The following is a 13236-nucleotide window of genomic DNA, read 5'->3' on the forward strand; positions in this document are numbered from 1 at the left end:
GGGGCGTTGTGTGCGGGCCGCCGGGGGGCGTCTGGGGAACTAGCCAATTATGGGCCTTTCTTCGGGGTAGTGGTACAGCTGGCTGCGCTGGCGCAGGGCCAGGGCGGCGGCGAGGGTCACGGTGCCCACGCGGCCGGCGAACATCAGGGCGCTGAGTACGTACACGCCCGACGGCGGCAGCTCGGCACTGAGGTTGGTACTCAGCCCCACCGTGGCAAAAGCCGAGATGGTTTCGAACAGCACCCTATCCAGCGAAGCGCCGCTGATGTGGAGCAGGAGGAAGGCGGAGACGGACACCAGGGTGGCGCCGGCGACGATCACCGAAATAGCCACCCGCATGGTGCCCTGCGGGATGGTCCTGCCGTAGACCTTGACGTCGGCGTCGCCCCGCGCTTCCGCCACGATGGCCAGGAACATTACGGCAATGGTTGTCACTTTGATGCCGCCCGCCGTCGATGCAGAACCCCCGCCGGCAAACATCAGGGCGTCCGTCAGGAGCATGGTGGTGGACTCCATCTGGTTCTGGTCCACCAGGTTGAATCCGCCGGACCGCGTCATGACGGAGGCGAACAGGGCGTGCGTGATCTTGTCACCGAAATCCATCCCCCCGATCGTCCTGGAGTTGTCCCACTCCATCAGCCCCCAGAGGAACGTACCGGCCAGCAGCAGGATGAAAGAGACCTGGATGGTGAGCTTGGTGTGCAGGTTCCACTTTTTCCAGTTCAGCCCGTTCTGCTGCAGGACCATCACCACGGGAAATCCGAGGCTGCCCAGGAAGACGCCCAGCATTAGGGGGATGAGGATCCAGAGGTCCGTCTCATAGGGCACGATGCCGTCCGAGTGCGGGGTGAAGCCGGCGTTGTTGAAGGATGAGATGGCGTAGAAGATGCCGTGCCAGACAGATTGCCAGAAGGGCTCGCCCAAGGTCAGGAACCGCGGAATAAGGGCCAGCGCAAGGATTCCTTCGATGACCACGGAGGTGGTGATGACGATCCGCAGCAGGGTACCCACCTCGCCCAGGCGGCCGGCATTGTTCATGGATTCGGCTGCGATGATTTTTCCGCGGACACCGAGGCGTTTGCTGACCATCAGGGCCAGCAATGAAGCCAGTGTCAGGGTGCCAAGGCCGCCGATGAAGATGCCGATGAGGATGACGAGCTGGCCGAAGAAGGACCAGTGCACCGCCGTCGAAACCACTGTCAGGCCGGTGACGCAGACCGCGGAGACGGCTGTGAACAGAGCCTGGTGCGGCGGTGTGACAGTACCGGTGGCGGAGGAGATGGGCAGGGAAAGCAGGAACGTGAACACCAGGCACACGGCGGCGAACGCACTCAGCGCAAGCCGGGCCGGCGAGGTGTTGGCAATCTCGTCAATAAAGTCGCGGAGCCGCGTCAGAACCCAGAGGCCCTCCCGCTCCTGCGCGGGATGCCAGTTGGCCGGGTTCCGGGGCCTCGACTGGCTTTGCGTCATGTGTGGCTTGTCCTTGGTCGAATCTGCTTCCCTCAGTAGTAAACCACTTATGCCGGCGTAATGGCCGGGCCGGAAGGGGCATGGGCTCGGGTAGCCTGTGATTGATGACATATCTGCCCGGTCTTAGCCAGCCCGCGCCGCCGACGACGGTGGTGTGGGGCGCCGGCATGACCGCATACAATTTCGGTCCGGGCCACCCGATGGCGCCCGAACGGATGGACCTCACTGCGCGTTTGGCCCGAAGCCTGGGACTCTTCGACCTCGGCCACGTTTCAGTGGCAGAGCCCGGCGTCGCCACCGATGCTGAGCTGGAATCAGTCCACGCGGCTGAATTCGTGGCTGCGGTCCGCAGGGTCAGTGAGGATCCCTATGCGGCTGATGAAGCCCGCGGCCTGGGCACCGAAGACGATCCTGGGTTCGCCGGTATGCATGAAGCCGCCGCGCGGCTGGCCGGCGGGTCGCTGCTGGCCGCTGCCAGGATCCTGGAGGGCTCGGCCCTGCACGCGGTGAACTTCGGCGGGGGCATGCACCATGCCGCACGTGAGAAGGCGAGCGGGTTTTGTATCTACAACGATGCCGCGCTGGCCGTGCAGAGGCTGCTCGACGGCGGCATCCGCAAGGTGGCGTACATCGACGTCGACGCCCACCACGGGGACGGGACGGAGAGCATCTTTTGGGATGATCCCCGTGTGCTCACCGTATCCCTGCACGAAAGCGGTCTCACGCTGTTCCCTGGCACCGGGTTCGCCAACGAGATCGGGGGGCCCAAGGCTGAGGGAAGCGCGGTCAACATCGCGTTGCCTTCGGGGACGGGTGACGCAGGCTGGTTGCGGGCGTTCCACGCCGTGGTGCCACAGCTCGTGGGAGCCTTCCAGCCCGAGGTGATCGTCAGCCAGCACGGCTGTGATTCGCACCGCACGGATCCGCTCACGCACCTCAACCTCAGCGTGGACGGGCAGCGGGAGGCGGCCACCGCCGTCGGGAATCTCGCCGCGCGCTATTGCGGCAACCGCTGGATTGCCACCGGCGGCGGCGGGTACAACGTCCTGCACGTGGTTCCGCGGTCCTGGAGCCACCTGATTGCCATCGCCGCCGGGAGGCCGGTGCCGCTGCGGACCGCCGTCCCGGAGGACTGGCGGATGTATGTCGAGGACAAATTCGGGGCGGCAGCGCCCGGACTGATGGGCGATGACGTGGAGCTCTGGTGGCGGTCCTGGGAAGTGGGGTTCGACCCCAATGACGCCGTGGACCGAACAGTGATGGCCACCCGCAAGGCTGTATTTCCCCTTCACGGGCTGGACCCCTGGTTCGACTAAGCGACGTGTCCTCCTTCTGCCCGTGGCCGGCGAAATAGTTGATGCCTTTCGGGGCATATGTCGCTAGGGTTGGAGGCATGGTGACAGACGACGTATTTGCCGTCATTGCGGAATCGACCCGGCGGGACATCCTGACCTCCCTTCGTTCCGGAGACAAGGCCGTGGGGGAGCTCGTGGAGGAACTGGCAGCGAGCCAGCCCACCATTTCCAAGCACCTGAAAGTCCTGCGGGAAGCCCAGCTGGTGAGCATGCGCGCGCAGGGCCAGAAGCGCTACTACGCGCTGAACCGCAAACCGCTGGAAGGGATCGCCAGTTGGCTTGAGACCTTCGACGTCGGCGCTGCGGCTCCCGCCCAGAAGCCTCCGGCAGCGTCCGCCTCGATCCCGGACACCGGTTCTGCCGCGCCTTCCGCCCCGGCCAGGCGCGACGACGTCACAGCCGATGCGGTGGCGGCAGGGGCTGTTTCGGCCGGCGTGCTGGCGCCCGACGGCGCTGACCTGAGTCCCGCCGTCGTCATCCCTGGCGGAACCACTGCCCCCCTCAGCGATGACAGCGTGCCCCAGCAGATAGGCCGGACCGTGGGCCGCGCGGCCACCAAGGCGGCTGACCTGCTGGCGAACCTGCCCAACCTGCCCAAGTTCGGCCGCAAGAAGTAGCCCCTAAACAACGTAAGCAGCCTCCCTGTCCAGCAAGGACATGGAGGCTGCTTACGTGGGCGGGTCCTACTTGTTCAGCAGGCGCACGTGGTCCGGGGTCAGCTCGGACAGCTTGCTGACGCCCAGCAAAGCCATGGTGCGGGCCATGTCCTTTTCGAGGATCTGAATGGTGCGGTCGACGCCTGCCCTGCCGCCCGCCATCAGGCCGTAGAGGTAGGCCCGGCCGATCAGGGTGAAGTCCGCGCCGAGGGCCAGGGCGGCCACAATGTCCGCGCCGCTCATAATGCCGGTGTCCAGCATGATCGCAGCGTCAGTGTTGTCCGCGGTAAACGCCTGCTTGACCTCGGGGAGCAGGTGGAACGGGATGGGTGCGCGGTCCAACTGGCGGCCGCCGTGGTTGGAGAGGACCACACCGTCTGCGCCGTGGTCTACTACCCGGCGGGCGTCCTCGACCGTCTGGATGCCCTTGACCACCAGCTTGCCCTTCCAGGTTTCGCGCAGCCAGTCCAGGTCCTCGAAGGTGAGGGTGGGGTCGAACATGGAGTTGATCAGGTCCGCCACGGTACCCGTGTAGCGGGATAGCGAGGCGAACGTGAGCGGCTCGTGGGTGAGGAAGTTGAACCACCAGGCAGGGCGGTAGGAAGCGTCCAGGACAGTCTTGATGGTGAGCGCCGGCGGGATGGTCATGCCGTTGCGGACGTCGCGGAGGCGGGCGCCGGCCACTGCGGTGTCCACCGTGACCATCAGGGTGTCGTTCCCTGCTTTGGCGGCACGCTCGATGAGCTCCAGGGAGCGGTCGCGGTCCGTCCACAGGTACAGCTGGAACCAGTTGCGGCCGTTCGGAGCGGCTGCTGCCACATCCTCGATCGAGGCGGTGCCCATGGTGGAGAGCGTGTAGGGGATTCCGGCGGCTTCGGCGGCCTGGGAACCGGCGTACTCACCTTCGGACTGCATCATCCGGGTGAAGCCGGTGGGGGCGATGCCCACCGGGAGGCGGGAAGGCTTGCCCAGGATGTCGGTGCTCAGGTCGATGGTGGACACGTTCCGCAGGATGCCGGGACGGAATTCGATGTCCAGGAACGCCTGGCGGGCGCGGCGGAGGGTGATCTCCTCCTCGGCAGCGCCGTCCGTGTAATCAAAGGGCGCCTGCGGGGTGCGGCGCTTGGCGATGTCGCGCAATTCCCAGACGGTGCTGGCGCGCTTGAGCCGGGCTTCCTTGCTGAACTCGGGCTTCTTGAACTGCATCAGGGGAGCCAGGTCGGAGTATTTGGGGATGCGGCGCTTCAGGGCTGCCGGGACGGCGGACGCCTTTCCCGCAGGAGCCGCTGCTGCTGCGGGCACGGACGTCACCGGAACATCCGTGGCGTCCGGCGCGGGCGTGGTCTCCGGGTTGTTGGGCTGGATGGTGTGGGTCATGGCGTCCTCCGTTGGGCCGGTGACAGGTCTGCCGTTCGCGCAAACCGTTCTGTGGTCTAACCACACTGTAGGGCATGTGGTCCAACCACATCAACTACTATTGCCACATGAAGACCCATCAGCTTGTCCTGTCATGGATTGAGAACGAGCTTTCCGAGGGGCGGCTGGCAGTAGGCGGCCGCCTGCCCGCGGAGCGTTCACTGGCCGAGCAGCTCAAGGTGTCCCGAACTTCGGTCCGGGAGGCCATCCGGATTCTCGAGGCGATGGGGGTTGTCCGCGCGGGAGTAGGGTCCGGTCCCGAGGCAGGGACAGTAGTCATTTCGGATCCGACGGCGGCCCTCGGCTCCGCCTTGCGGCTGCACGTTGCCACCCAGCACCTCCCAGTGGCCGACATTGTGGAGACCCGTGTGCTCCTGGAGTCGTGGGCGGTGTCCCATGCCAAACCTGATTCACCGGAGCTGGCCGGCGCCTCCCGGCTCCTGGAGAAGATGGACGCCGAAGGGGTGGAGGTGGATGAGTTCCTTGCCCTGGACGTCCGTTTCCACCTGGCCCTGGCGGACGCGGCGGGGAACGCAGTGGTCAGCGCGATGATGGGATCGCTGCGGGAATCCATTACCGGCTATGCGTCCCGGCTTACGGCCAACCTGCCGGACTGGGATGCCACGGCAGCCCGTCTGCGCACCGAACACCACGACATTCTCGCCGCCGTTCAGAATAACGACGGCGAGCGGGCGGCCAAGCTGGTGGCTGCCCACATCGAGGGCTACTACCGCGAGGCCGGAGTTGGCCCTAACGCTGATGAGGCGCGGGGTTAGCCGTGCACGGTTGAGCGCGGAGCCTTGGCCGGGCCGCTGCTGGCCCTGACCTGGAGGCGCGGCTGGTACCGGCTGCCGGGCGCGTCGTTGTCTTCCTTGCGGATCAGCGCGCGGAGCTGGCGCCACGCCTGCTCGCCCAGTTCGGTGATCGGGACGGCGGCGGTGGTGAGTGCAGGCGTGGTGTATCTGGCGAAGGGGATGTCATCGAAACCCGTCACTGAGATGTCGCCCGGAACGTCGAGGCCGCGTTCGTGGAGCCCGCTCATGAGGCCCATGGCCACCAGGTCGTTGAACGCAAGAATTCCGGTGGCGCCGCTTTCCAGTACTGCGTCCACGGCTTCATGCCCGGTGTCGAAGTCCGAGCCGCCTTCCAGCATCCGGACATCCACGTGGGGGTGGGCGGCCTTGAATGCTTCCAGGCCCTGGAGCCGCATGCCGTTGGACGCGCTTCGCGGCGGCCCGGCCAGGAATGCCAGCCGGGTGTGGCCCAAGTCCACCAGGTGCTCGGCGAGGTCCTGCACCCCCTGGCCGTAGTCCACCACCAAACTTGGTACATCCGCTGCCGCGGTAGTGCGGTTGATCAGCACCAGCGGCCGGAGTGACGGCGCAATCTCTTCCAGTTCAGAGTCGCTCATACGCGGAGCACACAGGACCAGGCCGTCGCAGCGCCGGCGGGCTTCGCCGGCGAGAATGGTTTCTTCGCTGGAAACTTCGAAGGAGTCGGCGATCAGGACTCGGTACCCGTCCTGGGCAGCCGCACGGCTCAGGCCACGCAGGATTGCCTGGAACGTGGGGTTTGCCAGGTCCGGCACCACGATGCCGATCGTGTCGGTCTTGCCCAGGGCGAGGCTGCGGCCCACCGGGTTGGGCTGGTACTTCAACTCCGCGGCAGCGGCCCGGACGCGGGAGGCGATGTCCGGGTCCACGGTGAAGTTGCCGTTCATTACGCGGGACACCGTCGCATGGGACACCCCAGCCTTGACCGCAACATCCGCGATCCCGATCCTGCCGGTTGCCGATCTCCTGACCATGGTGGTCCCTTCCTAAGCGCGGCGGGGCGTGCCCTGAGCCGTGTTGCTGCCCGCCGGCAGGTTTCTGCCGGGTCCTCCGGCGGTGTATTGAGTCAAAGCATATACCGGCGCGGGAAAGCGATTTCTACTGTTTTCCCAAGTTTTCCCACAACTTTCGGGCTACTGTGGGCGACTTCATCAGGGGAAGCAGTAGAAAACGCTTTCTCCCAACGCTGATAATGGTTGACGGATGTACGTTCCGGTTGGTACAAATCTAATAGCGACCTGAGAAAACGCTTTCTTAGGCAGGTGCAGCAGTGCACCCATTGTCGAACGTCAGAGGCCGCCCGCTGCGGCCGGGTATTAGCTTTCGAAAGGGACCCCTCATGGTCAACACAGCCGAGTCGAGTACTGCTGCAGAGGCGGCAACAACTGCCGCGGACACCGCCGCCGCCGTCGGTGCTGCAGGACGGAACGGCAAAGCCCGCATTGCTTTGATCGGCACCGGCGGCCGCTCCGAAATGTATATCCGCGCCATCTTCGGCAAGCACGCAGACACCGCCGAACTGGTGGCGTTCTCGGACGTCAACCCCGGCCGCGTGGAGTTCTACCAGAAGCTCATCCAGGAACTCGGCGCCCCGGGTCCTGTAGCGTCCTTCGATCCTGCCGACCTCACCGCCTTCATCCAGGACAACAACATCGACCGCGTGGTGGTGACCACGCCGGACTACACCCACGCCGACTACATTGTTGAGGCACTGCGCGCAGGGGCCGACGTCGTTGTCGAAAAGCCGCTCACCATTGACGCCGAGGGCTGCCGCCGCATCACCCGGGCTGTCCACGAGACCGGCCGCAACGTCGTGGTGACGTTCAACTACCGCTACTCGCCGCGCAACAGCGCCCTAAAGGAGATCATCCAGAGCGGCGTGATCGGCAAGGTAACGTCCATCGACTTCAGCTGGGTCCTGGACACCGTGCACGGCGCGGACTACTTCCGCCGCTGGCACCGTGAAAAGAAGAACTCCGGCGGCCTGCTGATCCACAAGGCCTCCCACCACTTCGACCTCGTCAACTGGTGGATTGACGACGTTCCCGAGCGGGTCTTCGCCTCCGGCGGACTCAAGTTCTACGGCGACAAGAATGCCGCTGAGCGCGGACTCGGTCCGCGCCCCGAGCGCGGAACGCCGGACGCGGATGCTGCTGTCCAAGCCAACGCAGTGAAGGATCCGTTCACCCTCGACCTGCGGGAAGATGAGCGGCTCAAGGCACTCTTCCTGGACAACGAGCACTACGACGGCTACCGCCGGGACCAGGACGTCTTCACCGGCGGCATCACCATTGAGGACAACCTCGCGCTGGTAGTGGAGTACCAGGGCGGCCCGCGCCTGAGCTACTCGCTTAATGCCCACAGCCCCTGGGAGGGCTACCGGGTAGCGGTCAACGGCACCGAAGGCCGCGCCGAGCTGGAGGTCGTGGAACGCGCTGCCGTTACCAGCAGCACGGACAAAAAGACCGTAGTGGACCCGAGCGCAACCCCCATCGAAGAGGATGACGCCATCCGCCGCAACGGCGAACGCCTGGTGGTCCAGCGCCACTGGGAAGCCGCCTACGAGGTGCCCATCGTCAACGGTGAAGGAGGCCACGGCGGCGGTGACGAACTGCTCCTCTCGGACCTCTTCAACGGGCCGGGCGAGGATCCGCTGGGGCGCCCCTCGGGCTACCTTGACGGGCTGCGTTCCGTCTCTGTCGGCATCGCCGGCAACCGCTCCCTCGAGTCCTCCCTGCCCGTACGCATCGAGGACCTGGACCTCGGCGTCGACCTCCGCCGCGGCAACTGACGAGCGGGCTGGGAATAACCATGAGCAGAATATTTGTCACCGGCGGCTCCGGCCGCCTGGGCCGAAGCGTTGTGGCCGGGCTCGCCGGCAAGGGCCACCAGGTCGTCTCGGTGGACCGCGACGCCGTCCCTGCTGACCAGCTGCCGGCCGGCGTCGTGCAGGAAACTGCCGACCTCCTGGCCCCGGGCGAGGCGCTGCGCCTCCTCCGGGAAACCACGCCCGACGCCGTCATCCACCTTGCGGCGATAGCGGTACCGTTCAGCGCGCCCGAGGATGTCATCTTCGCCACGAACACCCGGCTCGCCTTTGCCGTGATCAGTGCGGCGACGGAGGTTGGCGTGGAGAAGATCGTCACCGCCAGCAGCCCCACCGTACTGGGCTACGGTTCACCCGCAGGCTGGCTGCCGCCGTCGTTCCCGCTGGACGAGCGGACCCCGCCGCGGCCATGGAACGCGTACGCGTTGTCCAAACTCATCGCGGAGCAGACAGTGCAGACTTTCGCTGCCGCCCAGGGTGAGAAGATCCGCTATGCGGCGTTCCGCCCGTGCTTTGTCATCTCGCCGGAGGAATGGGAAGGCGCACCGACGCAGCAGGGCCACACGCTCGCCGAACGGCTGGCCGATCCCGCCCTGTCCGCGCCCGCACTGTTCAACTACGTGGATGCCCGGGACGTGGCGGACTTCCTGGACCTGCTGCTGGAGAAGATGCCGTCCATCCCCAACGGGGAAACCTTCTTTGTCGGAGCCGCAGATGCCCTGGCCACCGCGCCGCTGGCGGAACTGATGCCCAGGTTCCTGCCCGGAAGCGAGGCCCTCAGCGCAGGACTCGCCGGCACCAGCCCAGCCTTCTCCATCGCCAAAGCACAGGAACTCCTGGGCTGGCACCCCACGCGCAGCTGGCGCACTGAACTGAAGTCCCACCCCACCCTCAACGACGAGAACTCTGCGCTGGTTGCCGCCGGCAGCGGAGCCAAGGAGACACCATGAAATTCGACGGCGTACTGTTCTTCCCCGTCACCCCGTTTACGGCCGACGGCGCCGTTGACGTAGAGCTGCTCAAGGAACACATCAGCTCCCGCCTCCCGTTCGGGCCCGGCGGCGTCTTCCCCGCCTGCGGCACCGGCGAATTCCACGCCCTCAGCATCGAAGAGGTCCGCACCGTGGTGACGGCCGCCGTCGAGGTTGTCGCAGGAAAGGTGCCGGTAGTAGCCGGTGCCGGCGGTCCGCTGGGCCACGCCATTGCTGCGGCCCGGGCTGCGGAAGAAGCCGGCGCGGACGCACTCCTGGTGCTGCCGCCGTACCTGGTCACCGGCCCCACCGACGGGCTCGTGGCGTACATTGAGGCCGTGGCCGACGCCAGCAGCCTGCCGGTAATCGTCTACCACCGCGGCAACGCCAAGTTCACCGCCGCGTCCATGGCGCATCTGGCTGCCAACCCGAAGGTGGTCGGCTTCAAGGATGGCCTGGGGGACGTGGGCCTGGCCCAGGAAATCGTGTCCGCGGTGCGTGCCACCGGACGGGAGGACTTTGCGTTCTTCAACGGCCTGCTGACCGCGGAGCTGACCCAGGGCGCCTACCGCGGCCTCGGCATCCCGCTCTACTCCTCGGCCGCCTTCGCGATGGCACCGGAGATCGCTAAGGCCTACTACGACACGTACATGGCCGGCGACGAGGACCGCCGCAACGCCCTGCTGGAAGGCTTCTATGCGCCGCTGGTCCGGCTCCGCGACCAGACCCCGGGCTTCGGCGTCTCGCTGATCAAGGCGGGCCTGCGCCTGGGCGGACTGCCCGTCGGCTCCGTGCGCCCGCCGCTGGTTGACCCCACGGAGGAGCAGCTGGTGCAGCTGAAGGCCATCCTCGCCAAGGGCTACGAGCTGGCTGGCCGCTGATGAGTGCCCCCGCAACTGTTGCCGTCCGCACGGAGCCGCGCATCACGGGCCTGACCACCCGGCTCATCACCGTTCCGCTGCGCCGCAGCTGGGGTGTTGAGGCGCCGGAAAACCATGTGATCACCACGGAGATCCACACGGACGACGGCGGCGCGGGGCACGGTTTCTCCTGGACGCCCACCATTGGTCCGCAGGCAGTCAAGGCCCTGCTGGATTACGACATCGCCCCGTTCATCACCGGGCTGCCTGCCAACCCGGAGGTTGTGTGGGACGCGGTATGGAAACGGTTGCATGAAGCCGGCGGCGGGGGATTGACCACCATAGCCATGGCCGGGGTGGACCTGGCCCTCTGGGACCTGCGGGCCTCCCGTGCCAACACCTCCGTCAGCGGACTCCTGGGGCAGCGCCAGGAGTCCGCGGAGGTGTACGGCTCGGGAGTGAACCTGCATTACAGCCTCGAAGAGCTCGTAGCCCAGACTGAGCGGTGGGTTGCCGCCGGACACCAGGCAGTGAAGATCAAGGTGGGCAAGCCGGACATCCGCGAGGACGCCGAACGGGTGGCCGCGGTCCGCGCCGTCCTGGGGCCAAACCGGAAGCTGATGATCGACGCCAACCAGCGCTGGGACCTGCCCACCACGCTCAAAGCCCTAAACGTCCTGTCCGGGTTTGGCCTTGAATGGCTCGAGGAGCCCATCCGCGCGGACGACCTCTGGGCCTACCGCAGGCTCCGGAAGCACTCGCCCGTGCCGATCGCCCTTGGCGAAAACCTGCACACCATCTACCGCTTCCGCGATTTCATCGAAGCGGAAGCAGTGGACATCATCCAGCCCAACATCATAAGGGTGGGTGGCATTACACCGTTCCGGCGCATTGTTGAGCTTGCGCGGACCAACAGCATCAAGGTGATGCCGCACCTGCTCCCCGAATTGTCCGGCCAGCTGGCGCTCACGCTCGCGGAGCCCACATTGGTGGAGGACGTGGAGGAGGCATCCTTTGAGCAGCTGGGGATCCTGGCCGGCCCTTCGCCGGTCCGGTTCAGCAACAGCCGGCTGACGCTCACCGACCAGCCCGGACTTGGCTTCCGCTTCCACGACGCAGGCTAAAGCAGATCAACGCAGACTCGATGAATCCAGACACGAAGAACAGGTACCTCAAGTGACAACTGCAACCCTTTCCCTGTCCGAGCTCACGGCCGCCGCCACCGAGGCAGCCAAAATCTCCGCAGCAGCCTCCGACGCGGAACGCGCCGCATGGCTCACGGCCGTGGCCGACGCACTCGACGCCAACGCCGCGGAACTGGTGGAGATCGCGGATTCCGAGACGAGCCTTGGCGCAACCCGCCTCACGGGCGAAGTGGCCCGGACAACCGGGCAGCTGCGCCTGTTCGCCCGCGTGATCACCGAGGGTTCCTACCTCGAAGCCGTGATTGACCATGCCGACCCCAACTCCACGCCACCCAAGCCTGACCTCCGCCGGATCCTGCGGCCCATCGGCCCGGTTGCGGTGTTCTCCGCGTCCAACTTCCCGTTCGCCTTTTCCGTAGCCGGCGGAGATACCGCTTCCGCCCTTGCCGTGGGTTGCTCCGTCATCGTCAAAGCCCACTCGGGCCACCTGCGGCTCTCGGAGCGGACAGCCGAAATCATGGCCGACGCACTCTCTGCCGCAGGAGCGCCGGAAGGCCTCTTCGCCCTCGTGGCCGGCCGCGAGGTGGGAACGGCGCTGGTCCAGGATCCCGCCATCAAAGCAGTCGGCTTCACCGGCTCCATCCCCGGTGGCCGCGCCCTCTTCGACCTGGCCACGTCCCGCCCCGAGCCCATCCCGTTCTACGGCGAACTCGGCAGCCTGAACCCCGTCGTCGTTACCGAGCGGGCCCTGGCGGAGCGCTCCGCGCAGCTTGCCGAGGGTCTGGCCGGATCCTTCACCCTTGGCGCCGGACAGTTTTGCACCAAGCCCGGGCTGGTCTTCCTTCCGGCGGGAACGGACTTCGCCGCGAAAGTGGCGGAGGCCAGCAAGGACAAGCCGGCGCTCGGCATGCTGACCACCCGGATCGCCGAGGCGTACCCGGACGGCCTGCGCAGCTTCGCTTCCGTGGAAGGCGTTGACGTGGTGAGCGGCAGCGTGGACCAGGATGCGGTGTCCGATGGGGCCGCCCCGGTGGTCTTCTCCACCTCCGCCGCGAAGGCTCTTGAACGCCCCGAGGAACTGCTGGAGGAGTGCTTCGGCCCCACCACCATGCTGATCGAATACACGGACCAGGAGGAGCTGTCCGCAGTCCTGGCCAAGGTACCGGGCAGCCTGACCGCCACGGTTCACTCCCAGCCGGGCGAGGACGTTTCCGGGCTCGTGGAACAGCTGTCCAACCTGGCCGGCCGCGTCCTCTTCGACGGCTGGCCCACCGGCGTGGCCGTCAACTGGGCACAGCAGCACGGCGGTCCCTACCCGGCCACCACCTCGCTCTTCACCTCGGTGGGGGCGACGGCGGTCCGCAGGTTCCAGCGTCCCGTTGCCTACCAGGATGCCCCCGAAACGGTCCTGCACCCGGCCCTGCGCGAAAGCAACCCGCTGGGCATCCCGCGCCGGGTGGACGGAGAACTGGTCCTTCCCCAGTAACGCTCTCTCACTTGATGTTGGTTTAACCGAAACGCTCTCTCAGTTGGTGCCAGTATTACGGCTACAACTGAGAGAGCGTTTCGCGTTTTGCGCAGACTGTCAAGCTGTGTGGAGTCATTGGGTTGGTTGTTTTGTTGTTGCCGGTAGGTTGATGCCGGCGTGGCTGGCGGGGGTTGGTGTGCTGGGGCGCTGGTGGAAGCGTGCGGGGTTTTTGTCG

At 66.2% G+C, this 13236-nt stretch carries 11 protein-coding genes; 8 read left to right on the forward strand and 3 right to left on the reverse strand.

Annotation, left to right across the window (positions count from 1 at the left end; genetic code table 11):
* Positions 1–39 precede the first annotated feature (39 nt).
* Positions 40–1470 carry a TrkH family potassium uptake protein gene (locus M8J71_RS21820; protein WP_256249941.1) on the reverse strand — a complete coding sequence of 477 codons (1431 nt, stop codon included), beginning with the start codon at positions 1468–1470 and terminating at the stop codon, positions 40–42.
* Positions 1471–1574: 104 nt separating this feature from the next.
* Here M8J71_RS21820 and M8J71_RS21825 point away from each other — a divergent pair, with 104 nt between their 5' ends.
* Positions 1575–2786, forward strand: a complete 1212-nt coding sequence (locus tag M8J71_RS21825) for an acetoin utilization protein AcuC (RefSeq protein WP_256249942.1) — start codon at positions 1575–1577, stop codon at positions 2784–2786.
* Positions 2787–2863: 77 nt separating this feature from the next.
* Entirely contained in the window at positions 2864–3442 is a 579-nt protein-coding gene (locus M8J71_RS21830; RefSeq protein ID WP_256249943.1) for an ArsR/SmtB family transcription factor, read from the forward strand.
* Between the two features lie 66 nt (positions 3443–3508).
* Here the strand turns inward: M8J71_RS21830 and M8J71_RS21835 are convergent, their stop codons facing one another.
* Complete coding sequence (locus M8J71_RS21835; RefSeq protein ID WP_305480157.1) at positions 3509–4858, reverse strand: alpha-hydroxy acid oxidase; 1350 nt, start codon at positions 4856–4858, stop codon at positions 3509–3511.
* Between the two features lie 107 nt (positions 4859–4965).
* On the opposite strand from M8J71_RS21835, the gene M8J71_RS21840 reads away from it, so the two are divergent.
* Positions 4966–5673, forward strand: coding sequence for a FadR/GntR family transcriptional regulator (locus M8J71_RS21840; protein ID WP_256249944.1), 708 nt, complete (start codon positions 4966–4968; stop codon positions 5671–5673).
* Here the strand turns inward: M8J71_RS21840 and M8J71_RS21845 are convergent.
* Positions 5670–6704, reverse strand: coding sequence for a LacI family DNA-binding transcriptional regulator (locus tag M8J71_RS21845; protein ID WP_256249946.1), 1035 nt, complete (start codon positions 6702–6704; stop codon positions 5670–5672). The genes M8J71_RS21840 and M8J71_RS21845 overlap by 4 nt on opposite strands.
* Before the next feature lie 365 nt (positions 6705–7069).
* Here M8J71_RS21845 and M8J71_RS21850 point away from each other — a divergent pair, with 365 nt between their 5' ends.
* The 5 genes from M8J71_RS21850 to M8J71_RS21870 are packed head-to-tail and all read left to right on the forward strand — an operon-like array spanning position 7070 to position 13019.
* Positions 7070–8521 carry a Gfo/Idh/MocA family protein gene (locus M8J71_RS21850; protein ID WP_256249947.1) on the forward strand — a complete coding sequence of 484 codons (1452 nt, stop codon included), beginning with the start codon at positions 7070–7072 and terminating at the stop codon, positions 8519–8521.
* Positions 8522–8541: 20 nt separating this feature from the next.
* A complete protein-coding gene (locus tag M8J71_RS21855) occupies positions 8542–9507 on the forward strand; it encodes an NAD-dependent epimerase/dehydratase family protein (RefSeq protein ID WP_256249951.1) in 966 nt (321 codons plus the stop codon).
* A complete protein-coding gene (locus M8J71_RS21860; protein ID WP_256249952.1) occupies positions 9504–10409 on the forward strand; it encodes a 5-dehydro-4-deoxyglucarate dehydratase in 906 nt (301 codons plus the stop codon). The genes M8J71_RS21855 and M8J71_RS21860 overlap by 4 nt, the downstream gene beginning before the upstream one ends.
* The gene (locus M8J71_RS21865; protein ID WP_256249953.1) at positions 10409–11512 is read left to right on the forward strand and encodes a mandelate racemase/muconate lactonizing enzyme family protein; all 1104 of its coding nucleotides are present in this window, start codon (positions 10409–10411) and stop codon (positions 11510–11512) included. The genes M8J71_RS21860 and M8J71_RS21865 overlap by 1 nt, the downstream gene beginning before the upstream one ends.
* 52 nt (positions 11513–11564) lie before the next feature.
* Complete coding sequence (locus M8J71_RS21870; protein ID WP_256249954.1) at positions 11565–13019, forward strand: aldehyde dehydrogenase (NADP(+)); 1455 nt, start codon at positions 11565–11567, stop codon at positions 13017–13019.
* Positions 13020–13236: the final 217 nt, after the last annotated feature.

This window comes from Pseudarthrobacter sp. R1 (genome assembly GCF_024494415.1).
Taxonomy (GTDB): Bacteria; Actinomycetota; Actinomycetes; order Actinomycetales; family Micrococcaceae; genus Arthrobacter.

Excerpts from the sequence above, each read along its gene's own strand:
- M8J71_RS21855 (WP_256249951.1), top strand. The coding sequence starts at position 8,542 with ATGAGCAGAATATTTGTCACCGGCGGCTCCGGCCGCCTGGGCCGAAGC.
- M8J71_RS21840 (WP_256249944.1), top strand. The coding sequence starts at position 4,966 with ATGAAGACCCATCAGCTTGTCCTGTCATGGATTGAGAACGAGCTTTCC.
- M8J71_RS21865 (WP_256249953.1), top strand. The coding sequence starts at position 10,409 with ATGAGTGCCCCCGCAACTGTTGCCGTCCGCACGGAGCCGCGCATCACG.
- M8J71_RS21860 (WP_256249952.1), top strand. The coding sequence starts at position 9,504 with ATGAAATTCGACGGCGTACTGTTCTTCCCCGTCACCCCGTTTACGGCC.
- M8J71_RS21835 (WP_305480157.1), bottom strand. The coding sequence starts at position 4,858 with ATGACCCACACCATCCAGCCCAACAACCCGGAGACCACGCCCGCGCCG.
- M8J71_RS21830 (WP_256249943.1), top strand. The coding sequence starts at position 2,864 with ATGGTGACAGACGACGTATTTGCCGTCATTGCGGAATCGACCCGGCGG.
- M8J71_RS21850 (WP_256249947.1), top strand. The coding sequence starts at position 7,070 with ATGGTCAACACAGCCGAGTCGAGTACTGCTGCAGAGGCGGCAACAACT.
- M8J71_RS21845 (WP_256249946.1), bottom strand. The coding sequence starts at position 6,704 with ATGGTCAGGAGATCGGCAACCGGCAGGATCGGGATCGCGGATGTTGCG.
- M8J71_RS21820 (WP_256249941.1), bottom strand. The coding sequence starts at position 1,470 with ATGACGCAAAGCCAGTCGAGGCCCCGGAACCCGGCCAACTGGCATCCC.
- M8J71_RS21825 (WP_256249942.1), top strand. The coding sequence starts at position 1,575 with ATGACATATCTGCCCGGTCTTAGCCAGCCCGCGCCGCCGACGACGGTG.